Source organism: Azospirillum agricola (genome assembly GCF_017876095.1).
GTDB classification, from domain to species: Bacteria; Pseudomonadota; Alphaproteobacteria; order Azospirillales; family Azospirillaceae; genus Azospirillum; species Azospirillum agricola.
The window spans coordinates 128,432-150,872 of the sequence record NZ_JAGINM010000003.1 but is presented as its reverse complement, the minus strand read 5'-3'; the positions used below and the strand labels follow the sequence as shown (position 1 = coordinate 150,872).

Here is a 22,441-nt window from a genome sequence, read left to right as displayed (position 1 = left end):
CGGGAGGGGCCGACCAGACCCGCGCCCGAGTGTACGGACGCGGGCGGATCCGTCAAGCCCGCCGGGCAGCCGCCAAGCGGTGCCCGCTCACACCGCCACCGTCCGCGCGGCGATGATGTGGTGCATGAAGCAGGTCATCACCGTCTCGCCACGCTGGTTCAGCGTTGCGTAGGCCAGCTTTACCGTTCCACGGTCGCCGCGCCGCGACGGCCTGGTCTCGGCGACCTCGATCCGGACGCGCAGCGTGTCGCCGGGGCGCACCGGCAGAAGCCAGCGCAGCTCGTCCACCCCCGACCCGCCCAGGCTGGTGCCGGTGATGATCCCGGTGTCGCGCAGCAGGCGGAAGGTCAGCGACAGGGTGTGGAAGCCGCTGGCGATCAGCCCCTGGAACGGCCCGTCCGCCGCCGCCACCGCGTCGACATGGAAGGGCTGCGGGTCGAAGCGCTGGGCGAAATCCATGATCTGGCTGTCGGTGAGGGTCATTCCCTCGGTCTCGACCACGTCGCCGACGCGGAAATCCTCGAAATAGCGGCCGCTCATCCCCGTTCCCTTCCCTCTCCCGTTCCCGCCTCAGCCTTCCGACAGCTCCGGATTGAGCTGGATCATCACCTTGTCGATGCGGCGCCCGTCCATGTCCACCACCTCGAAGCGGATGCCGTTCCAGTGGAAATGCTCGGCCGCCGTCGGCACATGCCCGAACCGGTCGAGCAGGAAGCCGGCCAGCGTGTGGAAATCGCCCTCGCCCTTCATGTTCTTCACGCCGACCAGCGCCTCGACCTCCTCGATCGGGGTCATGCCGTCGACCAGCCAGCTGCCATCCTCGCGCTGGACCGCCGAGGCCTCGCCCTCGTGGCCGTGCTCGGGCAGCTCGCCGGCGATGGCCTCCAGGATGTCGGTCATCGTCACGATGCCCTCGACGCTGCCGTATTCGTCGACCACCACCGCCATGTGGACGCTGGCCTGCTTGAACAGGTCGAGCAGCCGCAGCACGGGGGTGCCGTCATGGACGACCAGCGGTTCCGCCAGCGCCGCCTTCAGGTCGAAGGAGACTCCGTTCAGCGACTGGTCGAGCAGCGCCTTGGCCGAGACGATGCCCTCCAGCTCGTCGACGTCGCCACGGCAGACGGGAAAGCGCGAATAGCCGCTCTCGCGGATCTCGCGCCCCACCGATTCGGCGGGGTCGTTGATGTCGAGCCAGATCAGGTCGGGGCGCGGCGTCATGATCGAGCGCACGCTGCGGTCGGCCAGATGCAGCACGCCCTCGATCATCTGGCGCTCGGCCGGCTCGAACACGCCGGTCTGGGTGCCCTCCTTGATGAGGGACTTGACCTCCTCCTCCGTCACCGTCTGCTCGCGGGCGGTGGGCAGGCGCAGCAGCTTCAGCACCGTGTCGGTGGACACGCCGAGCAGCCAGACGACGGGCGAGGCGATGCGCGACAGCGCCCGCATCGGGCCGGCGACGAAGGCGGCGATGCGCTCGGCGTCGACCAGCGCCATGCGCTTGGGCACCAGTTCGCCGATGATCAGCGAGAAGTAGGTGATCGCCGCGACGACCAGCGCGAAGGCGGCCGGCTGGCCGTAGGGCGCGATCCACGGCACCTCGTTGAGCACCGAGCCGAAACGCTCCGCCAGCGTCGCGCCGCCATAGGCGCCGGCGATGATGCCGGTGAGGCTGATGCCGACCTGCACGGTGGACAGGAAGCGGCCCGGATCCTCCGACAGCTCCAGCGCGGCGCGGGCGCCATGGGCGCCCTTGCTTTCGGCCATCTGCTGGAGCCGGGCGCGACGCGCCGACACCAGCGCCATCTCCGACATGGCGAAGAAGGCGTTGAGCAGTATCAGCAGGAAGATGACCAGCAGTTCCCAGATCATGGCGTCGTGCCCGAAGGCCGCTCCCTCAACCGAACAGATGTTGCCACAGCACCGTCCCCGCCTGCCCGAGACCGAGCAGGACGGCGGCGATGATGGCGATGGCGAGAAGGCCGGCGATCAGGCCGGCCAGGACGAAGGCGCCGTCGCGCTCGATCAGCCCGAGCGCGATCAGGGCGATGGCGAAGGCGGGCGGCTGGTTGCCGAAGACGATGGGCAGGGCCAGGATGCCGGCCAGGATCATCACCGCGACCCCGAGCAGCCGTTCCGCCGTGGCGCCGACAAGTTGCGGCAGCCGCTCGCGCAGATGGCGCTCGACCCGCCCGGCCCAGGGCTCGGCGCGCCGCATCACCGCCAGGAAGGCGTCGCGGTCGAGCGTCACCGCCGCCATGCGCCGCGGCAGCCAGGGGCCGGACCGCCCGGCGGCCATCTGGGCGCCGATCAGGATCATCGGCAGGCCGGTCGCGGTGGACAGGCCGGGCACCGGCAGGATGTTCGGAATGGACAGGATCAGCAGCAGCGCGCCGAAGGCGCGGTCGCCCAGCAGCGCCATCACGTCGCCGAGCGCGATGCGCGGGCCGTGGTCGCGCGCCAGGAACTCGTTCAGAAGATCGGAAACGCGGCCGTGGGACGCGTCCCGGTCGGCACGGCTGGCGTCGGACAATCCCGGAGATCGGCCCGAAGGTCGGCCCGGAGGTCGGTCTTGGCTCACGACGATCCCCGGCGCCGTGGAGACGGGCGGGAGCGGCCGGGAGACGGGAAATGCGGGCCCATGGACCTTTCGCAACGCAACGGCGAGGGAATCCCTTCTACAGGATGGCAGGGCAAAGCGCCAGCGCGGGTTGAGGTCCTCGACCGTTCGGGGGGCCGGCAAGCGCACCGGCCGTGACTCCGCGCTATTGCCCCTTTTGCAGGGTGAAGGTCAGGCGCTTGATCAGGTCGGCCTTCGACACCGGCTTCACCAGATAGCCGGAGATGCCGTAGGCGATGGCGCGCTTCACCACCTCCGCCTCGCGGTGGCTGGTCAGCACGATCACCGGAAGCTCGGCCAGCGGGTTGCCCGTGGCGGTGCGCAGGGCGTGCAGCAGGTCCAGCCCGCCCATGCGCGGCATCTCCAGGTCGCAGATGGCGATGTCGACGTCGTCGCCGTTCTTCCGCAGGATGTCGAGCGCCTGGACGCCGTCCGCCGCCTCGAACACCACGCGCAGCCTGATGTCGTGCAGCAGGCGGGAGATCAGGCGGCGCGTGAAGTCGTCGTCCTCGATCAGCAGGACGCCCAGGTCGTGGATCGTCCGAACGCGGCGGGTCCCGTTGCCGGCCTCAAGCATCATCCCGTTCTCCGAAATGCGGTGCATCGTCCGAGGCCGGAAAACAGCCCCGGCCGAACCGATCCTCGTGATGCATCGTTGCGCAGACGTTAACAGAATGCTTCTCCGGACGTGTTGTCCAGGAGTTTTGCAACGATCCGCCGAGCCAACGATGACCGGCGGCGGTGGCGTTGACGGCCGCGACGCCGTATCCTGTCGGCATCCCGGCCACCAGCCCGCCGCCGCCGTCAGGACCGCTCCCAGGACCGCCCCTTGCCGACCACCGCCCCCCCCTTCCAGACGCCCGGCGCCACGCCGTGTCCGCCGACGGCCGAGATGCTGGCCGCCGTGGTCGAGGCGACGGGCGCCGGCATCGCCGTCGCCGACCCGACGCTGCCTGACACGCCGCTGGTCTACTGCAACCGCGCCTTCCTGGAGATGACCGGCTACGCGATGGAGGAGGTGATCGGCCGCAACCCCCGCTTCCTCCAGGGGCCGGACACCGACCCGGCGACGGCGGCGGAAATCCGCGCCGCCATCGCCGCCGGGCGCGCGGTGTCGGTGGAGATCCTCAACCGGCGCAAGGACGGCACGCCCTTCTGGAACGCGCTGTCGCTGCGCCCGATCTTCGGACCGGACGGCCGGGTGCGCTGGTTCGCCGGCTCCTTTTCCGACGTCACCCGCAGCCACCGTTCCGAACGCGAGCTGCGCGACGCCCAGGACCAGCTCACCAGGCTCGCCGCCGAGACCTTCGCCCTGGCCGAGGATCTCGACCGCGCCCGCGAGGAGGCCGACGAGGCCCGGATCGCCGCCGAGAACGCCAGCCGGGCCAAGTCGCGCTTCCTGGCGATGATGAGCCACGAGCTGCGCACGCCGATGACCGCCGTCATCGGCATGGGCGACCTGCTGATGGGCACCGACCTCAACGACCAGCAGCGGGCCTTCGCGAAGACGCTGCGCTCGTCGGCCGACACGCTGCTGAGCATCCTGAACGACGTGCTGGACTTCTCGAAGATCGAGGCCGGGCAGCTCACGCTGGAGGCCATCGACTTCTCGCTGCCGCGCCTGGTCGATGACGTGGTGCAGCTCTTCCTGGTGCGCGCCGCCGCCAAGGGGTTGAACCTGTCGGCCTCCATCGCCGACGACACGCCGCGCCATGTGCGCGGCGATCCGACGCGGCTGCGGCAGGTGCTGTTCAACCTCGTGTCGAACGCCATCAAGTTCACCGACCGCGGCGGCATCGAGATCGCCGTCTGGTCGCCCGCCCCGCCCGGCGTCGACCAGGGCTCCGGCCATCACCCGAGCCGCCCGCTCACCCTGCGCTTCGAGGTGGAGGACACCGGCATCGGCATGACGGACGAGCAGCGCGCCCGCCTGTTCGGCGCCTTCGTCCAGGCCGACGCCTCGACCAGCCGGAAGTACGGCGGAACCGGGCTGGGGCTGGTGATCTGCAAGCGGCTGGTCGAGGCGATGGGCGGCACCATCGCGGTGACGAGCACCCCCGGCCGCGGCTCGGTCTTCCGTTTCACGATCGAGGTCCAGCTGGCGGAGGCGCCGCCGACCGGCGAACTCGCCGCCCACCGCCACCCCGCCCTCCCCCCGCCGGCGTTGCAGCCGACGAGCCCGGTGTCCCTGCGCCTGCTGCTGGCCGAGGACAACGACATCAACCGGATGCTGATCACCACGATGCTGACCCGCATCGGCCATCGGGTCGACGCCGTGGCGGACGGGCAGGCGGCGGTGGACGCGGTGCGGGCCAACGACTACGACGCGGTGCTGCTCGACATGGAGATGCCGATCCTCGACGGCCGCTCGGCCACGCGGGCGATCCGGCGGATGGACGGCCCGGCGTCGCGGACGCCCATCGTCGGCGTCTCCGCCGACGCCCTGCCGGAGCACCGCGACGGCCATCTCGCCGCCGGCCTCGACGCCTATCTGACCAAGCCGATCGATTGGGAGCACCTGAACGCCGTCATCGTCGATCTGGCGACCGGATCGCGCGAGGGGCGCGTCGTGCCGGCTCCCGGCCGGCCGGTGCCGGACGGCGGCGGCTATTCGCGCCTGCCGCTGATCGACCGGGTGAAGCAGGCCGAACTGCGGTTGGCGCTGGGCAGCGACAGCCTGGACGGCATGCTCCGCATGCTGCCGGAAACCGCGATGCGGGAACTGTCGGCCATCCGCGCCGCCCTTCAGGGCGACCGCCCGCAGGAGATCCGGCAGGCCGCGCACACCCTGGCCGGCCTCGCGGCGAATTTCGGGACGCCGCGCATGGCCGCCATCGCGCGGGCGGTCAACGACCGGCACGACGATCCCGAAGCCATCGCGGATCTTCTGCCGGTGCTGGAAACGGTGGTCGCCGCCACCAGCCGGATGGTCCTGAATCCCGAATCCGGTGGCGGCGATTGAGAGGGGCTTTCAGTCGGCGCCTGCCCCCTCCCCCGCCTCCAGCCGTTCATCCTCCACGATTTCCTGGAAATTCCGCTCCCATGCCCCGCGCGATTCAGCTCGACCTTCTCCAGAAGCCCAGCGGCCGCACCTCGATCCTCACCGCATCCGGCTTCGTGCTCGATCTGGCCAACCCGGACGCCACCGGCCTGCCGGTCGAGGACGTCGCGCGCGCGCTCGCCTTCCAGCCGCGCTGGTGCGGCGCCACGAGCGCCTTCTATTCGGTGGCCGAGCACAGCGTCATGGTGTCCCGCCTCGTGCCGGAACCGCTGGCCTATTCGGCGCTGTGGCACGACAGCATCGAGTTCGTGCAGGGCGACTGGCCGTCGCCGCTGAAGGTCTATCTCGGCCGCGACGAGATCAACCGCAAGCTCGCCCCGCTGGAGGCGGCGCTGGCCCGGCGCTTCGGCTTCCGCTCCCACCTGCCGGAGGTCAAGCGGGCCGATCTGGTGGCGATGGCGACCGAGCTGCGCGACCTGCTGCCCCCCGCCTGGATGGATTGGGGGCACCTGCCGCCGCCGGCCGCGGAGACGATCCGACCCGTCGGTCCGGAACGCGCCTGCGCGCTGTTCCTGGAACGCTACGAGCAGCTCAGGCATCTGGCCGAACCCGCCGGCCAACCGCCGTCCGCCAAGCGGAAGACCGGCGGCCGGAAGCCCCGCCCCGGACCTCAGGCCTGACCGGCCGAACTCTGCGCGCCGCCGCGCCGTCCGCGTCCGCGCCGCGCCTCCGGCGGTGGCGCCACCGTGACGCCGGCGGCCTCGGCGGCTTCCGACTGCTCGGCGCAACGCTCGGCCAGCTCGCGGATGGCGCCGCGCACCTGCGGGTCGCGGATGCTCTGGTAGTAGCGGGCCAGCATCAGCGCCTCGCGCGAGCGCAGCGTGGTGTCGGAATCGTCGGTGCGGACGATCTGCGCCTCGGCGTCCTCGGTCGCCGGCCGGCTTTCCAGCCCCTCGAAGAAGACCGACACCGGCACCCGGAAGAACTGCCCGAGCTTGAACAGCCGGCTGGAGGACACGCGGTTGAAGCCGCGCTCGTATTTCTGCAACTGCTGAAAGGTCAGGCCGAGCGCCGACGCCACGTCGCTCTGGCTGAGACCCGCCAGCATGCGCAACTCCCGCAGGCGCTGGCCGACGAAGACATCGACGTCGTTCAACCCTTCCCTCTTCTCGCGACCACGCTTTTTCATGGCGTTCCCCTTGTGCAAAATGGAGGCCTGCCATCGCACCGGTCGTCCGAAGCACCGGGACCGTCCCGGACACAAATCGATTTGGTCGGATGCGGGCATGAATTACAACTCAGCTATGTCACGGCCGGGGTGATGTCAACCGGGGCTGAGGCGTTTACTCCGTTTGGATGGATGGAATTTCCCGATACTTGACCAATGGTCGGGACGCCTACGCCGGATTCGCGCAGGGGACTTTCAGCGTCCGCTTTCGGACGTGGCATCGCCGGACGGCCCGTGCCCGATCGGCAACATTTGTGGGACACTAGGCATGTTTTGCCGGGCACTGGGCAAAAATTGCCGCCAATTAACCGTCTCTTCATCAAGACGACGCAGCATGCCTGTTTGATGCACAGGACCGGCGCGGAACTTGCAAACCTTGCCTTCGCAATCGCGAAGCTGACGGTTTGAGGTGGGAATGCCGGGACGGAACCCGATCGGGGATGGCGCGTGAACAACCTTTTGCAGACCCTGCGCAATCTCGGCCCCGCGCGCCTCGCGGCGATCGGCGGCGTCGGTCTCCTCCTGATCGGATTCTTCGTCTACCTGACGACGCGCCTCTCCACGCCGGAGATGGAGCTTCTCTACGCCGAACTCCAGCCCTCCGAGGCGGCGGCCATCGCCAAGAGCCTGGAGGCGTCCAAGATCCCCTTCACGGTGGACAAGACCGGCACCCGGATCACCGTGCCCGCCGATCAGGTCGGCCCGGTCCGCATGAAGATGGCGGCGCAGGGCCTGCCGTCGGGCGGCTCGATCGGCTACGAGCTCTTCGACAAGTCGGAAGGCTTCGGCGCCACCAGCTTCATGCAGAACATCAACCACCTGCGCGCGCTGGAAGGCGAGATGGCGCGCACGGTGCAGACCCTGAACGGGGTGCAGAACGCCCGCGTCCACCTCGTGCTGCCCAAGCGCGAGCTGTTCGCCCGCCAGCAGAACCCGGCGACCGCCAGCGTCTTCCTGAAGCTGCGCCCCGGCGCCCAGCTCTCGCGCGAGAACATCCAGGCGATCCAGCAACTCATCGCCGCCTCGGTGCCCAACCTCGACCCCGGCCGCATCTCCATCGTCGACGACAAGGGCAAGCTGCTGGCGCGCGGCACCGGCAGCGACACGCCCGACGCCATGATGGCCAACGCCGAGGAGAAGAAGCAGGCCTACGAGACGCGACTCGCCCGCGTCGTCGAGGATCTGCTGGGCCGCACGCTCGGCTACGGCAAGGTGCGGGCGGAGGTGTCGGCCGACCTCGATTTCGACCGCATCACCACCAATTCCGAGATTTTCGACCCGGAAAGCCAGGTCGTCCGCTCGACCCAGACCGTCAACGAATCGAGCGACAGCAGCGACCGCGATCCGCTGGCCCCGGTGACGGTCGACCAGAACCTGCCGACCGCCCAGTCGGGCAACAACGCCGGCCCGCTCTCCTCGAACAAGTCGAACCGCGCCGAGGAGACGATCAACTACGAGATCACCAAGACGGTGAAGTCGCACGTGCGCGAGACCGGGCAGGTCCGCCGCCTGTCGGTCGCCGTGCTGGTCGACGGCACCTACCAGCTTTCCAAGGACGCCCCTCCGGCCTACCAGCCGCGCACCGAGCAGGAGGTCGAGAGCATCAAGGCGCTCGTCCGCTCGGCCGTCGGGCTCGACGCGGTGCGCGGCGACACGCTGGAGGTCGTCAACATGCGCTTCTGGTCGCCCGAGGACGACATCCAGAAGCCGGAGGAGCTGTTCATGGGCCTCGCCAAGGACGACCTGTTCCGCATCGCGGAGATGGTCGTGCTCGGCATCGTCGCCGTCCTCATCATCCTGCTGGTCATCCGCCCCCTGATCGCCCGCGCCTTCGAGAAGGCCGAGATGCAGGAGGAGGATGAGATGGATCGCCTGTTGACCGACCAGGCGGGCATGCCGGCGGCGCTCGCCGCCCCGACCGGGGCGCTGGCCCAGGATCTGGCGCTGGAGGCCGCCCAGGCCGACGAGGAGCTGGAGCAGATGATCGACATCAACCGCGTCGAGGGCCGCGTCCGCGCCTCCTCCCTGCGCAAGGTCGGCGAAATCGTCGACAAGCACCCGGAAGAGGCGGTGTCGATCCTGCGCAACTGGCTGTATCAGGAGAGCTGAGTCATGCCCGCCTCTCCCCATGACGGCCGGAGGGCCCGCCGATGAGCGTGCGCAAGTTCCTGTTCGACGAGTCGTTCGACGTGGACGCCGTGCCGCGGATGACGCATGTCGACGACGACGACCTGCTGCCCGAGGTGGAGGATCCGCTCCCCCAACCGGAGCCGGAACCGGAACCGCCCCCCGCCCCAACCTTCGGCGAGGCCGAGATCGAGGCGGCGCGCGCCCAGGGCCACGCCGAGGGCTTCGCCGCCGGCAAGTCGGAAGGCACCGCGGCCGGCTACGGCAAGGGCTTCGGCGAGGGGCTGGTCGCCGGCCAGAACACCGGCTACGAGCGCGGCAAGTCCGAGATCGAGGAGCAGGTCAACGCCCGCATCGCCAACGCGCTCGACCAGCTCGGCAACGGGGTGGCGCATCTGCTGGCGCAGAGCGAGGCGGCCAACGCCATGCGCGCCGACCAGCCGGTCCATCTGGCGCTCGCCATCGTGCGCAAGCTGATGCCCGAATGGACGCGGCGCGGCGGCGCTATGGAGGTCGAGGCGATGGTCCGCGCCTGCCTGACCGACCTGATCGACGAGCCGAGGCTGGTCATCCGCGTCGCCGACGACACCATGGATCTGGTGCGCGAGCATCTCGACGCCACCATCGCGTCGCGCGGCTTCGGCGCCCGGCTGATGGTGCTCGGCGATCCGGGGCTCGCACCCGGAAGTTGCCGGATCGAATGGGCGGAGGGTGGCATGGAGCGCGACACGGCCCAATTGATGGTTGAGGTGGAGCGTTGCGCCGCCCGCATGCTGGAGACTCCGGCCCCCGTCTGACGGGAGGCTGGACACAAGGAGGCCGGAGACCGATATGCCGAGCGACAATTTCTCGCTGAACGACCTGAACCCGGGGGAGGACGATTACGGCAGCTCCGGGGTCGCCAAGGATCTGGAGGCCGTCTACGACATCCCGGTCCAGATCTCGGCGGTGCTGGGCAAGTCGACCATGCAGGTGGCGCAGCTGCTGAAGCTGGGCCGCGGCGCCGTGGTGGAGCTGGACCGCAAGGTCGGCGAGGCCATCGACATCTACGTCAACAACCGCCTCGTCGCCCGCGGCGAGGTGGTGGTGGTGGAGGACCGGCTCGGCGTGACCATGACCGAAATCATCAAGTCGGACCGCGGCTGATGGCCAACGCCTCCGACACGTCCGCCCAGCGCGGCCGGCCGGCCCCCCGGCCGGAGCAGCCGCCCGCCGCCCCCCCATCCAGCCCGCCGCGCAGCGTGCGGCTGCGCGGCGGGCTGGACGTGGCGACGCTGGTCGGGCTGGCGGCGGCGGGGGGCGTGATCCTGGTCGCCATCACGGCGGGCGGCTCCTTGCGCGCCTTCCTCGACCCGCCCTCGCTGATGATCGTGCTGGGCGGCACGCTGGCGGTGACGACGGCCTCCTTCTCGCTCGGCGACGTCGCCGTCGCCTGGAAGAACGCGGCGGCCGTGCTGATCCACCAGACGCTCGACCCCAAGGGCGTCGCCCGGCAGGTCCTGCTGCTGGCCGAGGCGGCGCGGCGCGCCGGGCCGGAAACGCTGAGGAACGTCCTGCCGGAACTGCGGGCCGAACCCTTCCTGCACCGCAGCGTCACCCTGATCACCGAGGGGCTGCCCCCCGACGTGATGGAGCGCATGCTGACCGGCGAGGTCGAGGCGTCGGCCGGGGCCCACGGCCGCAGCGCCGGCGTGCTGCGCCGCGCGTCGGAGGTGGCGCCGGCCATGGGTCTGATCGGCACGCTGGTCGGGCTGGTGCAGATGCTGGGCAGCCTGAACGACCCGTCGGCGATCGGCCCGGCGATGGCGCTTGCGCTGCTGACCACCTTCTACGGGGCGGTGCTCGGCAACGTCGTCCTCGCCCCGCTCGCCGCCAAGGTCGAGCGGGCGGCGGAGGAGGACGCGCTGGTCAAGACCCTCTACACCATCGGCGCCGTGTCCATCGCGCGCCAAGAGAATCCCCGGCGTCTGGAGATGCTCCTGAACGCCGTCCTGCCGCCTGGAAAGCGGATCCAGTATTTCGACCGGGAAGCCCCGAGAGTGGGAGCGTAAGGCTATGCGTCTGCTGATCGTTGGAACGTTGGAAGGCTACATCACCGCCGCCGGCAAGATCGCCATGAAGCGCGGGGCCAAGGTGTCGCACACCGACAGCATCGAGGGGGCGCTGACCGCGCTGCGGGCCGCCGCCGGCGCCGATCTGGTGATGATCGACGTCAAGCTCGACATCGCCACCTTCATCGACAGCCTGAAGGCCGAACGGATCACCATCCCGGTCGTCGCCTGCGGCATCGGCACCGACGCCGCCGCCGCCGTGCGCGCCATCCGCGCCGGCGCCAAGGAATATCTGCCGCTGCCGCCCAACGCCGAGCTGATCGCCGCGGTGCTGGAGGCGGTGGCCGAGGAAAGCCACTCCATCGTCTGCTCCGATCCGGCGATGCTCGCCACCCTGCGGCTGGCCGACCAGGTGGCGCCGAGCGACGCCTCCGTCCTCGTCACCGGCGAGAGCGGCACCGGCAAGGAGCTGATGGCCCGCTACATCCACCGCAAGAGCCGCCGCTCGGCCGAGCCCTTCGTCGCGGTGAACTGCGCCGCAATCCCGGAGAACCTGCTGGAATCGGAGCTGTTCGGCCACGAGAAGGGCGCCTTCACCGGCGCCGTCGCCCGCCGGCTCGGCCGGTTCGAGGAGGCCAACGGCGGCACCCTGCTGCTCGACGAGCTGTCGGAAATGCACCCGCGCCTCCAGGCCAAGCTGCTGCGCGCGATCCAGGAGAAGGAGATCGACCGCATCGGCTCCTCGCAGCCGGTCAAGGTCAACGTCCGCCTGATCGCCACCTCCAACCGGAACCTGGAGGCCGAGGTCCGCGCCGGCAACTTCCGCGAGGATCTGTATTTCCGCCTCAACGTCTTCAGCGTCGCCATCCCGGCCCTGCGCGAACGCCCGGCCGACATCCCGATGATCGCCGCGCATTTCCTGAAGAAATACGCCGAGGCCAACGGGCTGGGCGAGAAGCGGCTGAACGACGACGCCCTGCTGATGCTGCGCGCCCACCATTGGCGCGGCAACGTGCGCGAGCTGGAGAACACCATGCACCGCGCGGTCCTGCTGTCGCGCGGCGAGGAGGTCGGGCCGGAGGCGATCATGCTGACCAGCCAGCTGCTGGCCCCGGAAGGCGGCGGGCACTCCTCGATCCCGGCCAACTCGCCGGTCGCCAACCCCTTCGCCGGCCCCGGCGGCACGGTCCCGGCCGCCCCGCAGCAGCCCCCGGCCCTGCCGACGCCGCTGACGGTGGCCCCGCCCACCGCCCTGCCGACCAGCTACGGGCCGAAGGGCGCCAGGGGCGGCGCCTACGGCGCCGGCGCCGGGGGGGGCGGCACGCTCCAGGGGCTGATCGGCCGCACGGTGGCCGACGTCGAGCGCGACCTGATCCTGGAGACGCTGACCCACTGCCTGGGCAACCGCACCCACGCCGCGAACATCCTCGGCATCTCGATCCGCACGCTGCGCAACAAGCTCAAGCAGTACGGCGACGAGGGCAGCACGGTTCCGGCCCCCGGCGAGGGGTCCGGCGGCGACCAGCGGGCCCTGGCGTAACCCGCGCGGCACCGGCTGAACGGCGGATACCCCCATGGCCCTGACCGAGCACAACCCAGGCGGCCCGCCCGGCCCGACCGGCAACATGGCCGCGTTCGGCGAGATGTACGGCGTCATCAAGGCGTCGCTGAAGCGCGGCGACGTGGTGATGGCGATCGGCATCCTGATCGTCGTCGTCGGTCTGATCATGCCGCTGCCGGCGGTGATGCTCGACCTGATGCTCGGGCTGAACATCACCATCTCGATCCTGATCCTGATGGTGGTGCTGTTCATCGAGAAGCCGCTCCAGCTCTCCTCCTACCCGACGATCCTGCTGATCACGACGCTGCTGCGCCTGTCCTTGAACATGGCCTCGACGCGCCTGATCCTGACGCAGGGGCATGAAGGGACGTCGGCCGCCGGACACGTCATCGAGGCCTTCGCCAGCCTCGTCATGGGCGGCGACTTCGTCATCGGCGTGATCATCTACGCCATCCTGACCATCGTGAACTTCAAGGTCATCACCGCCGGCTCGGGCCGCATCGCCGAGGTGGCGGCGCGCTTCACCCTGGACGCGATGCCCGGCAAGCAGATGGCCATCGACGCCGACCTGTCGGCCGGCATGATCGACGAGGGCACGGCGCGGGCGCGACGCAAGGAGCTGGAGGACGAGAGCGCCTTCTTCGGCTCGATGGACGGCGCGTCGAAGTTCGTGAAGGGCGACGCGGTCGCCGGCCTGATGATCATGTTCATCAACATCATCGGCGGCGTGACCATCGCGGTTCTGCGCCACGACATGCCGGTGATGACGGCGCTCGACACCTTCACCAAGCTGACCATCGGCGACGGCCTCGTCTCGCAGATCCCGGCGCTGGTCATCTCGATCTCCGCCGGCTTCCTGGTGTCGAAGGCCGGCATGGGCGGCTCGACCGACAAGGCGGTCGTCGGCCAGCTCACCGGCCACAGCCAGGCGCTGGCGCTGGCGGCGGGCGCGGTCGGCGTGCTGGCCCTGCTGCCCGGCATGCCGATGATGACCCTGCTGCCGGTGGTTGCCGCCGTCGGCGGCGCCGCCTGGTACCTGCCCCGGCTCCAGGCGAAGAAGGAGGCCGCCGAGGCCGAGGCGGCGGCGGCCGAGGCGGCGGCGCAGAGCGGCGGCGGCGGTGGTCCGGGCGGCGCCCAGATGGCCGACGAGCCGATCGCCACCGCGCTGGCCATCGACCTGATCCGGCTGGAGCTTGGCTACGGCCTGCTGTCGCTGATCAACCAGCCGCAGGCCGGCAGCCACCGGCTGACCGACCAGATCAAGGGGCTGCGCCGGCAGATCGCCGGCGAGGTCGGCTTCGTCATGCCGGCGGTGCGCATCCAGGACAACCTCCAGCTTCCGCCCAACACCTACATCATCCGCGTCAAGGAGATCGAGGCCGGGCGCGGCGACATCCGGCCCAACATGCTGCTGGTCATGGACCCGCGCGGCGACGCCATGAGCCTGCCCGGCGAGCAGACGGTGGAGCCGACCTTCGGCCTGCCCGCCATCTGGATCGAGCCCGGCTACCGCGAGGAGGCGCTGTTCAAGGGCTACACCGTGGTCGACCCCTCGACCGTGGTCACCACCCATCTGACCGAGCTGATCAAGGACAACATGCCGGAGCTGCTGTCCTTCACCGAGACGCAGAAGCTGCTGGACGAGACCGACAAGGAACACCAGAAGCTGATCGCCGATGTGGTGCCGAATCAGATCACTGTGGGCGGATTGCAACGGGTGTTGCAGAATCTCCTTGCCGAACGCGTCTCGATCCGGGATCTTCCAACCATTCTGGAAGGAGTGTCGGAAGCGGCCAGTCAGACTCGCAGCATCACCCAGATCACCGAGCATGTGCGGTCCCGCCTTGCCCGGCAGATTTGCGACGTGAACACCAACGAGATGGGATTCATCCCGCTCGTCACCCTGTCGCCCGACTGGGAGCAGGCGTTCGCGGAGTCGCTGGTGGGGGATGGCGACGACCGGCAGCTGACGATGGCCCCCTCCCGTCTGCAACAGTTCATCACCTCGGTCCGCCAAACCTTCGAGCGACACGCCATGATGGGCGAGACCCCCGTCCTGCTGACCAGCCCGCTGATCCGTCCCTTCGTCCGCTCGATCGTCGAGCGGTTCCGGCCGGCGACCGTGGTCATGTCGCAGAACGAGATCCATCCCAAGGCGCGGATCAAGACCTTGGGGCAGATCTGACGATGCACGCCGCGCGCCGCCACCCGCCTGACCCTGGAAGGCTCCGCCCATGAGGCTGAAGTCCTTCCACGCCAAGACCATGTCCGAAGCCATGCGGATGGTGCGCCAGTCGCTGGGCGACGACGCCATCATCGTCGCGACGCGCGAGGAGGAAGGCGGCGGCGTCCGCGTCACGGCGGCGGTGGAGGAGGAGGATCTCCTGATCGCGCAGGAGCGCGCGCGCCAGCCGGTGAAGCCGGCCGAGCCGGAGATCGACGTCGGCGAGGTGGTGGCCGACGCCCTGCACCGCCACGGCGTGCCGGCGGCGCTGGCCGAGCAGCTCATCGACGCCGCCTCGGGGCTCGACACCGACGACGCCTGCCTGGCGCTCGGCTCGGCGCTGGACTCCCTCTACACCTTCGCCCCCCTGCCGGACGGGCGCACGGCGGTCAAGCCGCTGGTGCTGGTCGGCCCGCCGGGCTCCGGCAAGACGCTGGTCGCCGCCAAGCTGGCCGCCCGCGCCGTCTTCAAGAAGCGCTCGGTCGGCGTCATCACCACCGACACGGTGCGCGCCGGCGGCGTCGACCAGCTCGCCGCCTTCACCCGGCTGATGAAGCTGAAGCTGGCGACCGTCGAGGATCCCGACGCGCTGGCCGGCGCCTTCGAGGTCCACCGCAAGACCGATCTGGTGCTGGTCGACACCGCCGGGCGCAACCCCTTCAGCCACGAGGACATGGACGATCTGCGCGCGCTGCTGTCGGCGGGCGAGGTCGAGCCGGTGCTGGTGCTGCCCGCCGGGCTCGACGCGCTGGAGGCCGCCGACATCGCGATGGCCTTCAAGGCGCTCGGCGTCCGGCGCATGCTGGTGACGCGGGTCGACATGGCCCGGCGTCTGGGCAGCCTGCTGACCATCGCCAGCCGCGCGCGCATGGCCTTCTGCGACGCCAGCGTGTCGTCGAAGGTGGCGGAGGGGTTGACCCCGCTCAACCCTCTGGCGTTGGCACGGATGATGCTTCCGCCCGAGGAGGCCGGGGAGGACACGGCGCCCGAACCGGCGCCGCGCGGCCGTCCAGCCGCGAGATCCGCCGCCCAGCCTGCCAGTAAACCCGCTGCCAAACCCGCCAAGACCGCAACCAAGGCCAAAGCCGCCAGTTCCCCCTCGTCGAGGACCCTGCCATGACCGATCCGGTGTTCCCGGCCGCCCTCAAGAACGTTCGCCCGCTGCGCGGCGCCAACGTCATCGCCGTGGCCAGCGGAAAGGGCGGCGTCGGCAAGACGTGGTTCTCGATCACGCTGAGCCACGCCCTGACCAAGGCGGGGTTGAACACCCTGCTGTTCGACGGCGACCTCGGCCTCGCCAACGTCGACATCCAGCTGGGCTTTTCGCCCCGGAACGACCTCGGCGCCGTCATCAACGGGGAGGTGACGCTGTCCAAGGCGGCGCAGCGCTTCCCCGACACCGGCTTCGACATCATCGCCGGCCGCTCCGGCTCCGGCACGCTGGCGCAGTTGCCGAGCCAGCGCCTGTCCGGCCTGCGCAACGACCTGCTGGAGCTGGCCAAGAGCTACGACCGGGTGGTGATGGACATGGGGGCCGGCGTCGACCGCACGGTGCGCACCCTGTCCGGACCGGCCGGGGTGACGCTGGTGGTGACGACCGACGAGCCGACCTCGCTGACCGACGCCTACGCCTTCATCAAGCTGACCCACGCCACCAACCCGTCGGCCGACCTGCGCATCGTCGTCAACATGGCGCAGAGCGTGAAGGACGGCGAGCGGACCTACGGCACCATCCTGAAGGCCTGCCAGAACTTCCTGAAATACAAGCCGGCGCTGGCCGGCATCATCCGCCGCGACCTGAAGGTGCGCGACGCCATCCGCAGCCAGACCCCGCTGCTGACCCGCTCGCCGACCAGCGACGCCGCCCGCGACGTGCAGTCCATCGTCCAGCGGCTGCTCGCCAGCTCGAACTGAGCGGGCCGGGCCGGAGGGGCCGATGGGCGGCGCCATCCCACCGCCGGTCGCGCCGGCCGCTCCCCCTGCGGCACCGGCCGCCGCTCCGGCGCCGGTTCCGGTGGGGGAGGCGACGGTCGTCGCACTGCCGGACCGGCTCCAGGACATCGCCCGGCCGGTGGTGCTGACCGGCACCGTGCTGGGCGAGACGCCGGAAGGGCTGACGCGGATCCGTACCTCCGCCGGCGAGGTGCGGATCGACAGCCCGACCCCGTTGCCGGCCGACAAGCCTGTGACGCTCCAGATCACTCCGGGCCAGACGGCGCCCAACGGGACGCTCCAGGCCAAGCCGACCGCGCTGATCCTCCTGCAAAGCCTCACCACCGCGAGCGGCGGCGCCACCACCGGCAACACCGGCGCCCAAGCCCCCGCCGCTCCCGCGCCGGGCAACGCCGGGGCGCCCGCCGTCATCCTGCCGACCCCGACACCGCCGACCGTGCCCGCCCTGCCGGCGCTGCTGCCGGGCACCGTCGTGCCGGCGCTGGTGCTGGCCTCGGCCACGGCGACCAGGCCGCTCCAGCCCCCGGCGGGCGCCCTGCCCCCGGTGCAGCCCGCCGTTCCAGGCACCCTCGTCGCGGCACCACAAGCGGGAAGCCCCGCTCCGGCCACCGGTGCCGCCGCTCCGCCGACGGCGGCACCGGTCGCGGCACCGGCCCAGGCCGGATCAGCGCCCGCGGCCTCCCCGCTTCCCACCGCGCCGATGCTCGACGTTCCGGTCGAGCTGGGCGGCGACGCCGCGCATCCAGGCGCCGAGACGCCCAGCTTGAAAGCGGCGAATCCGGGGGCACCCCCGGAAGCCCCCGACCTGCCGCGTGGGGCGACGGTGGCGCTGAGGATCCTCACCGTCACCCCGCCGCCCCAGCAACCCAAGCCGCCCGGCCAGCCCGACAACGGAGCAGGCCCCACGCCGGATCAGGGACAATCCGCGACCGGCGGCCAGCCCCAGCCTTCGCCGGCCGATCCGGTCGCCGACTCGATGGCCGACCTCGCCGCCGACGCGCCGATCCTGCGCGGGACGGTGGCGGGCACGACCCCGCAGGGCCAGCCGGTGCTGGCGACCCGGCAGGGCATGCTGGCCCTGAACGTCCAGGCCAGCCTGCCGCAGGGCGCCAAGGTCACGGCTGCGCTCGCCGATCCCGCCCAGGCGGCCCGGCGGGCGGCGCAGGCCGCCGCCCCGTTGCCGGGGGGCGAGCTTGGACCGATGAGCGAGCGCGACTGGCCGGCGATGCGGCAATTGATGGCGACGCTGGCGGCGGCCGACCCGGCGCTGGCCCGTTCGATGCTGGCGACCATGCCGCAGCCGAACCGTAAGCTGACGGCGGCGCTGACCTTCTTCCTGTCGGCGATGCGCGGCGGCGACGCGCGCGGCTGGCTGGGCGACGAGGCCGGCTCGGCCCTGGAACGCTCCGGCCGCGGCGACCTGCTGGCCCGCCTCGACAAGGAGTTCGAGGGGCTGAAACGCGAGGCGGCCGAACCGATGCCCGGCGACTGGCGGCCCTACACGCTGCCGATGATGGACGCCAACGGGCCGAAGCCGATCAAGCTCCACATCCACCCGCTGAAGGGCGACGAGGAGGAGGGCGGCGACGGCAAGGAGAGGGGCAAGCCCGGCAGCCGCTTCCTGATCGACGTCGAGATGAGCCGCCTCGGGCCGATGCAGCTGGACGGTCTGGTGCGGCCCAACCATTTCGACCTGATCCTGCGCAGCCATGTTCCCCTGCCGCCGGATCTGCGGGTGGAGCTGATCCAGGTCTTCGCCGACAGCGTCCGCGCGGTCGGCTACAGCGGCGGGCTGTCCTTCCAATCGGGGGCCAAGAGCTGGGTGAAGCTGACCCGTGCCGGCAAGAGCGCGCTCGGGGTGTCGGCGTGAGGCGCGAGCGGCTGATCACGCACCCCTCCCCCGACAGCCGCCACGATTTCCTGGTGGAGCTGCGCGGCGAGCCGAGGGCGGGAACGCGGCTGACGGTGCGGTTCGTGCCGGACGCGCTGGTGCTGGAACCCGCCGGCTTCACCGCCTATCTGGGCGAGCCGGCCGGGTTTCCCGACGGGCTGGAGGCGCTGGCGATGGCCGTGCTCGACGATCTGAACAACGAGCTGGTGCCGCGCTGGGTGGAGATCACCCTGGAACGCGACGCGCCCTTCCCGCACCGCGTGGTGATCGAGGACCGCCAGCCCAACTGGGACAACCCGGCGCTGGTGGCGCGGCTGCGGCGGATTTGAGGCCTGTGAGGCGGTGGGGCGTCGGCTGACATCCCCACCCCCGCACGGACCATCACCCCTCCAGGAACGCCTTCAGCGCATCGACCACCGCGCGCATCTCCGCCTCGGTGCCGATGGTCACGCGCAGGCAGCTCGGCAGGCCGTAGGCCGGCATCTGGCGGACCAGAATGCCGCGCGCCTTCAAAAGCTGGCGCGCCGCCTCGGCGTCGTCCTTGCCGGCGGGCTGCCCCTTGAAATCGACCAGGATGAAGTTGGTCACGCTGGGATGCACGGTCAGGCCGAGCTTTTCGACCTCGGCCGCGAACCACTCCCGCCACGTCTCGTTGTGGCGGCGCGAACGCTCCAGGAAATCGACGTCCTCGATCGCGGCGATGCCGGCGACATGGGCGGCGGTCGAGACGTTGAACGGCCCGCGCACCCGGTTCAGCACGTCGACGATCCCCGCCGGGCCATAGGCCCAGCCGATGCGCAGCGAGCCCAGCGCGAAGATCTTCGAGAAGGTGCGGGTCATCACCACGTTGGGGAAACGCTCCACCAGCTCCTCGCCGGCGGTGTAGTCCTCGCGGTTCATGTATTCGGCGTAGGCCGCGTCGATCACCAGGATCACGTTGGCCGGCAGCCCGGCGTGCAGCCGCGCCACCTCCGACGCCGGCAGGTAGGTGCCGGTCGGGTTGTTGGGGTTGGCGAGGAAGACGATCTTCGTGCGCGGGGTGACGCGGGCCAGCAGCGAATCGACGCTGGCGGTCAGCCCGTCCTCCGGCGCCGTCACCGGCGTGGCGCCGACCGACTTGGCGCCGATCGGGTACATCAGGAAGCCGTGCTGCGAATACAGCACCTCGTCCCCCGGCCCGGCGTAGGAGCGGATCAGCAGGCTGATGATCTCGTCCGATCCGGCGCCGCAGACGACGCGGTCGGCGTCCAGGTTGAAGCGCTTGGCGATGGCGCCGCGCAGGGCGGCCGACGCGCCGTCCGGATAGCGGTGCAGCGTGGCGGCGGCGTTCGTGTAGGCTTCCACCGCGCGCGGGCTGGGGCCGAGCGCGCCCTCGTTCGACGCCAGCCGGATGTGGCCGGAATGCTCGCCGCCGACGTAAGCGGCGATGTCGAGAATCCCCGGACGCGGCACCGGGCCGTTCGGCTGAGTCATGGCGTGGAACCTTCCGAATCCAAAAAGAGGCGTGGCTGGTTTGGGAGTTGTGGGTTTGGGAGCGCTTACAGCGGCAGCGGCACGGCGTAGCCGCCGACGGTGTTGACCCGCACCGGGATGTCCCCGGACCGCTCGACCAGCGCGGTCAGGCGGGGGTCGGCGGGATCGACGAAATCGGCGATCTCCACCAGATGGATGGAGGGGCCGCCGTGATGGCCGCCGCCATGGCCGCCGCCGGCGTGCCCCCCACCGGAATGCCCCCCGCCGGAATGCCAGGAGCAGAAGCCGACGGGCGGCAGGCCGCAGGCCTCCAGCATGTCCTTCAGCCGGCCGCGGCTGAGGTCGCCGCCGATCTCGATGCTGAGCAGGGTGCGGTCGTCGCCGGTCGGCTCGTGCGCCGCCACGGCGATGGCGAGCGCGTCGCGGTTCTCGCCACGGGCGTTGCCGCGCCCGCCGAAGGGCAGACGCGCCACCACGCGGGGCCGGTTGGCGTCGGCCGAGACCAGGAAGCGCCACCAGGGGTCGTTGTCGTCCTCGGCCGGATAGGGCACCACCGCGACCGTCGCCGTGCCGTCCGACACGGCGCGCAACGCCGCCGCCGGGGTGTTGACGGCGGTCATCGGCACGAAGCTGCCGTAATGGTCGCGGGCGACGTCCCAGAAGCCGCGCTTGTCCTCCGGTGCGTGGACGGCGACGGCGAAGGGGCCCTGGATGCGGGTCAGCGCCGTGATCATCTCCCGCCACATGCGGACGACGACCTGGGCCGGGAAGGTTCCGGTGTGGCGCGCCATAAGGCGGCGCAGGATCGAGGCCTCGCGCGCCGGACGCAGATAGATGGCCTGCCCCGGCGCGCCCTTGGCGGCGCCGATGCGCTCGACCACCGCGGCGCGGCGCATCAGCAGATCGTGGAGCGCGTCGTCGATCTGGTCGATCTCGCGGCGCAAATCGTCGAGCGGGGTCCGGGCGGGAGACATCGATTCACAAAACCGTCGGAGGCAAAGCCGGATAGTAGTAGTCCGCATGCGCCGCAAAATCAAAGAAAACGTTGACACTCCGAAGCCCGGCTTCGTAGCTATACGGTTCCCGTCCCGCCCAAGGCTTCCAAGCGCCCATGCCCGCGTCCCAACCCTCCGTCGTCGTTCCCGCCGACGCGGATCCCCTGCCCGGCCAGCGGGTCCGGCTGGGCGTGACCACCCCGATGCGGCTGGACAGCGGCGCCGAGCTGGGCCCGTTCGAGATCGCCTACCAGACCTACGGCACGCTGAACGCCGACCGATCCAACGCGATCCTGATCTGCCACGCCCTGACCGGCGACCATTTCGTCATCGAGAAGCATCCGGTCACCGGCAAGCCCGGCTGGTGGGAAATGCTGGTCGGCCCCGGCCGCCCGGTCGACACCGACCGCTATTTCGTCATCTGCTCCAACGTGCTGGGCGGCTGCCTGGGCAGCTCCGGCCCGAAGGACATCAACCCGGCGACCGGCCAGCCCTACGGCCTGTCCTTCCCGGTCATCACCATCGGCGACATGGTGCGCGCCCAGAAGCTGCTGGTCGAGCATCTCGGCATCGACCAGCTGTTCTGCGTGATCGGCGGCTCGATGGGCGGGATGCAGGTGCTGCAATGGGCGGTCGCCTACCCCGAATCGGTGTTCGCGGCCTGCCCCATCGCCACCGCCGCCCGCCATTCGGCGCAGAACATCGCCTTCCACGAGGTCGGGCGGCAGGCGATCATGGCCGACCCCGAATGGCGCGGCGGCAACTATCTGCTGGAGGGCACCCGCCCGGAGTCCGGTCTGGCGGTGGCCCGCATGGCGGCGCACATCACCTACCTGTCGGAAACCGCGCTGCACCGCAAGTTCGGGCGCAACCTCCAGGACCGCAAGGCAGTCACCTACGGCTTCGACGCCGATTTCCAGGTGGAGAGCTACCTGCGCTACCAGGGGGCGGCCTTCGTCGAGCGGTTCGACGCCAACTCCTACCTCTACATCACCCGCGCGATGGATTATTTCGACCTCGCCGCCGACGCGGGCGGAACGCTGGCCAACGCCTTCCGGCCGGGGGGCAAGACCACGCCGGTGCGCTTCTGCCTCGCCAGCTTCAGCAGCGACTGGCTGTTCCCGACCTCCGAATCGCGGGCCATCGTCCACGCGCTGAACGCCGTCGCCGCCAACGTCAGCTTCGTCGAGTTCGAGACCGACAAGGGTCACGACGCCTTCCTGCTGGACGAGCCGGAGTTCCATCAGGTCATCCACGGCTTCCTGGAGGGCTGCGCCGAGCATCGCGGCCTGACCGTCCGCCGCCGCGCCCGCTGAG

General features: G+C 70.5%; 20 protein-coding genes. 13 read left to right on the top strand and 7 right to left on the bottom strand.

Annotated features, from left to right (window positions below):
- Window positions 1-87: 87 nt before the first annotated feature.
- From J2847_RS05100 to J2847_RS05085, 4 genes are all read right to left on the bottom strand, one after another.
- A complete protein-coding gene (locus J2847_RS05100) occupies window positions 88-540 on the bottom strand; it encodes a MaoC family dehydratase (protein ID WP_085554318.1) in 453 nt (150 codons plus the stop codon).
- Window positions 541-570: 30 nt separating this feature from the next.
- Window positions 571-1,872, bottom strand: a complete 1,302-nt coding sequence (locus tag J2847_RS05095; protein ID WP_209777641.1) for a hemolysin family protein — start codon at window positions 1,870-1,872, stop codon at window positions 571-573.
- Window positions 1,873-1,897: 25 nt separating this feature from the next.
- Entirely contained in the window at window positions 1,898-2,533 is a 636-nt protein-coding gene (locus J2847_RS05090; protein ID WP_211114629.1) for an exopolysaccharide biosynthesis protein, read from the bottom strand.
- A gap of 232 nt (window positions 2,534-2,765) precedes the next feature.
- Window positions 2,766-3,200: a response regulator gene (locus J2847_RS05085; RefSeq protein WP_209777638.1), complete on the bottom strand. Its 435-nt coding sequence runs from the start codon at window positions 3,198-3,200 to the stop codon at window positions 2,766-2,768.
- A gap of 249 nt (window positions 3,201-3,449) precedes the next feature.
- Between J2847_RS05085 and J2847_RS05080 the strand changes: the two genes are divergently transcribed.
- The gene (locus J2847_RS05080; protein ID WP_325169333.1) at window positions 3,450-5,582 is read left to right on the top strand and encodes an ATP-binding protein; all 2,133 of its coding nucleotides are present in this window, start codon (window positions 3,450-3,452) and stop codon (window positions 5,580-5,582) included.
- Window positions 5,583-5,662: 80 nt separating this feature from the next.
- Window positions 5,663-6,301 carry a hydrolase gene (locus tag J2847_RS05075; RefSeq protein ID WP_209777636.1) on the top strand — a complete coding sequence of 213 codons (639 nt, stop codon included), beginning with the start codon at window positions 5,663-5,665 and terminating at the stop codon, window positions 6,299-6,301.
- Here J2847_RS05075 and J2847_RS05070 read toward each other — a convergent pair.
- Window positions 6,292-6,810, bottom strand: a complete 519-nt coding sequence (locus J2847_RS05070; protein ID WP_209777635.1) for a helix-turn-helix domain-containing protein — start codon at window positions 6,808-6,810, stop codon at window positions 6,292-6,294. The two genes, J2847_RS05075 and J2847_RS05070, sit on opposite strands and share 10 nt — an antisense overlap.
- A 486-nt stretch (window positions 6,811-7,296) precedes the next feature.
- On the opposite strand from J2847_RS05070, the gene fliF reads away from it, so the two are divergent.
- Genes fliF through J2847_RS05020 form a run of 10 tightly spaced genes read left to right on the top strand, consistent with a single transcriptional unit; the run spans window position 7,297 to window position 18,985 of the window.
- Window positions 7,297-8,958, top strand: a complete 1,662-nt coding sequence (fliF, locus tag J2847_RS05065) for a flagellar basal-body MS-ring/collar protein FliF (protein ID WP_209777633.1) — start codon at window positions 7,297-7,299, stop codon at window positions 8,956-8,958.
- A 41-nt stretch (window positions 8,959-8,999) separates the two neighbouring features.
- The gene (locus J2847_RS05060; protein ID WP_209777632.1) at window positions 9,000-9,773 is read left to right on the top strand and encodes a FliH/SctL family protein; all 774 of its coding nucleotides are present in this window, start codon (window positions 9,000-9,002) and stop codon (window positions 9,771-9,773) included.
- Window positions 9,774-9,807: 34 nt separating this feature from the next.
- Window positions 9,808-10,122 carry a flagellar motor switch protein FliN gene (fliN, locus tag J2847_RS05055; protein ID WP_085554326.1) on the top strand — a complete coding sequence of 105 codons (315 nt, stop codon included), beginning with the start codon at window positions 9,808-9,810 and terminating at the stop codon, window positions 10,120-10,122.
- Window positions 10,122-11,027 (top strand): motility protein A, encoded by a 906-nt coding sequence (locus J2847_RS05050; protein WP_209777630.1) that lies wholly within the window; start codon window positions 10,122-10,124, stop codon window positions 11,025-11,027. Before fliN ends, J2847_RS05050 begins: the two co-directional genes overlap by 1 nt.
- A gap of 4 nt (window positions 11,028-11,031) precedes the next feature.
- The gene (locus J2847_RS05045; protein ID WP_209777629.1) at window positions 11,032-12,567 is read left to right on the top strand and encodes a sigma-54-dependent transcriptional regulator; all 1,536 of its coding nucleotides are present in this window, start codon (window positions 11,032-11,034) and stop codon (window positions 12,565-12,567) included.
- Window positions 12,568-12,601: 34 nt separating this feature from the next.
- Window positions 12,602-14,773 (top strand): flagellar biosynthesis protein FlhA, encoded by a 2,172-nt coding sequence (flhA, locus tag J2847_RS05040; RefSeq protein WP_209777627.1) that lies wholly within the window; start codon window positions 12,602-12,604, stop codon window positions 14,771-14,773.
- Window positions 14,774-14,822: 49 nt separating this feature from the next.
- Window positions 14,823-15,932 (top strand): flagellar biosynthesis protein FlhF, encoded by a 1,110-nt coding sequence (locus tag J2847_RS05035; RefSeq protein WP_209777626.1) that lies wholly within the window; start codon window positions 14,823-14,825, stop codon window positions 15,930-15,932.
- Window positions 15,929-16,726, top strand: coding sequence for a MinD/ParA family protein (locus tag J2847_RS05030; RefSeq protein ID WP_085554330.1), 798 nt, complete (start codon window positions 15,929-15,931; stop codon window positions 16,724-16,726). Before J2847_RS05035 ends, J2847_RS05030 begins: the two co-directional genes overlap by 4 nt.
- A gap of 22 nt (window positions 16,727-16,748) precedes the next feature.
- On the top strand, window positions 16,749-18,635 hold the full coding sequence (locus J2847_RS05025; protein ID WP_209777624.1) for a hypothetical protein: 1,887 nt from the start codon (window positions 16,749-16,751) through the stop codon (window positions 18,633-18,635).
- On the top strand, window positions 18,632-18,985 hold the full coding sequence (locus J2847_RS05020) for a hypothetical protein (protein WP_209777623.1): 354 nt from the start codon (window positions 18,632-18,634) through the stop codon (window positions 18,983-18,985). The genes J2847_RS05025 and J2847_RS05020 overlap by 4 nt, the downstream gene beginning before the upstream one ends.
- Window positions 18,986-19,037: 52 nt before the next feature.
- Here J2847_RS05020 and hisC read toward each other — a convergent pair whose 3' ends face one another.
- Complete coding sequence (hisC, locus tag J2847_RS05015; RefSeq protein WP_209777464.1) at window positions 19,038-20,129, bottom strand: histidinol-phosphate transaminase; 1,092 nt, start codon at window positions 20,127-20,129, stop codon at window positions 19,038-19,040.
- Window positions 20,130-20,194: 65 nt separating this feature from the next.
- Window positions 20,195-21,103 (bottom strand): chorismate mutase, encoded by a 909-nt coding sequence (locus J2847_RS05010; protein WP_209777462.1) that lies wholly within the window; start codon window positions 21,101-21,103, stop codon window positions 20,195-20,197.
- Between the two features lie 137 nt (window positions 21,104-21,240).
- Here J2847_RS05010 and metX point away from each other — a divergent pair, with 137 nt between their 5' ends.
- The gene (gene metX / locus J2847_RS05005) at window positions 21,241-22,440 is read left to right on the top strand and encodes a homoserine O-acetyltransferase MetX (protein WP_209777461.1); all 1,200 of its coding nucleotides are present in this window, start codon (window positions 21,241-21,243) and stop codon (window positions 22,438-22,440) included.
- The last annotated feature ends 1 nt before the right edge of the window (window position 22,441 follow it).

Excerpts from the sequence above, each read along its gene's own strand:
- flhA (WP_209777627.1), top strand. The coding sequence starts at position 12,602 with ATGGCCCTGACCGAGCACAACCCAGGCGGCCCGCCCGGCCCGACCGGC.
- metX (WP_209777461.1), top strand. The coding sequence starts at position 21,241 with ATGCCCGCGTCCCAACCCTCCGTCGTCGTTCCCGCCGACGCGGATCCC.
- fliN (WP_085554326.1), top strand. The coding sequence starts at position 9,808 with ATGCCGAGCGACAATTTCTCGCTGAACGACCTGAACCCGGGGGAGGAC.
- J2847_RS05050 (WP_209777630.1), top strand. The coding sequence starts at position 10,122 with ATGGCCAACGCCTCCGACACGTCCGCCCAGCGCGGCCGGCCGGCCCCC.
- J2847_RS05025 (WP_209777624.1), top strand. The coding sequence starts at position 16,749 with ATGGGCGGCGCCATCCCACCGCCGGTCGCGCCGGCCGCTCCCCCTGCG.
- hisC (WP_209777464.1), bottom strand. The coding sequence starts at position 20,129 with ATGACTCAGCCGAACGGCCCGGTGCCGCGTCCGGGGATTCTCGACATC.
- J2847_RS05085 (WP_209777638.1), bottom strand. The coding sequence starts at position 3,200 with ATGATGCTTGAGGCCGGCAACGGGACCCGCCGCGTTCGGACGATCCAC.
- J2847_RS05075 (WP_209777636.1), top strand. The coding sequence starts at position 5,663 with ATGCCCCGCGCGATTCAGCTCGACCTTCTCCAGAAGCCCAGCGGCCGC.
- J2847_RS05010 (WP_209777462.1), bottom strand. The coding sequence starts at position 21,103 with ATGTCTCCCGCCCGGACCCCGCTCGACGATTTGCGCCGCGAGATCGAC.
- J2847_RS05030 (WP_085554330.1), top strand. The coding sequence starts at position 15,929 with ATGACCGATCCGGTGTTCCCGGCCGCCCTCAAGAACGTTCGCCCGCTG.
- J2847_RS05035 (WP_209777626.1), top strand. The coding sequence starts at position 14,823 with ATGAGGCTGAAGTCCTTCCACGCCAAGACCATGTCCGAAGCCATGCGG.
- J2847_RS05060 (WP_209777632.1), top strand. The coding sequence starts at position 9,000 with ATGAGCGTGCGCAAGTTCCTGTTCGACGAGTCGTTCGACGTGGACGCC.
- J2847_RS05095 (WP_209777641.1), bottom strand. The coding sequence starts at position 1,872 with ATGATCTGGGAACTGCTGGTCATCTTCCTGCTGATACTGCTCAACGCC.
- J2847_RS05070 (WP_209777635.1), bottom strand. The coding sequence starts at position 6,810 with ATGAAAAAGCGTGGTCGCGAGAAGAGGGAAGGGTTGAACGACGTCGAT.
- J2847_RS05045 (WP_209777629.1), top strand. The coding sequence starts at position 11,032 with ATGCGTCTGCTGATCGTTGGAACGTTGGAAGGCTACATCACCGCCGCC.
- J2847_RS05100 (WP_085554318.1), bottom strand. The coding sequence starts at position 540 with ATGAGCGGCCGCTATTTCGAGGATTTCCGCGTCGGCGACGTGGTCGAG.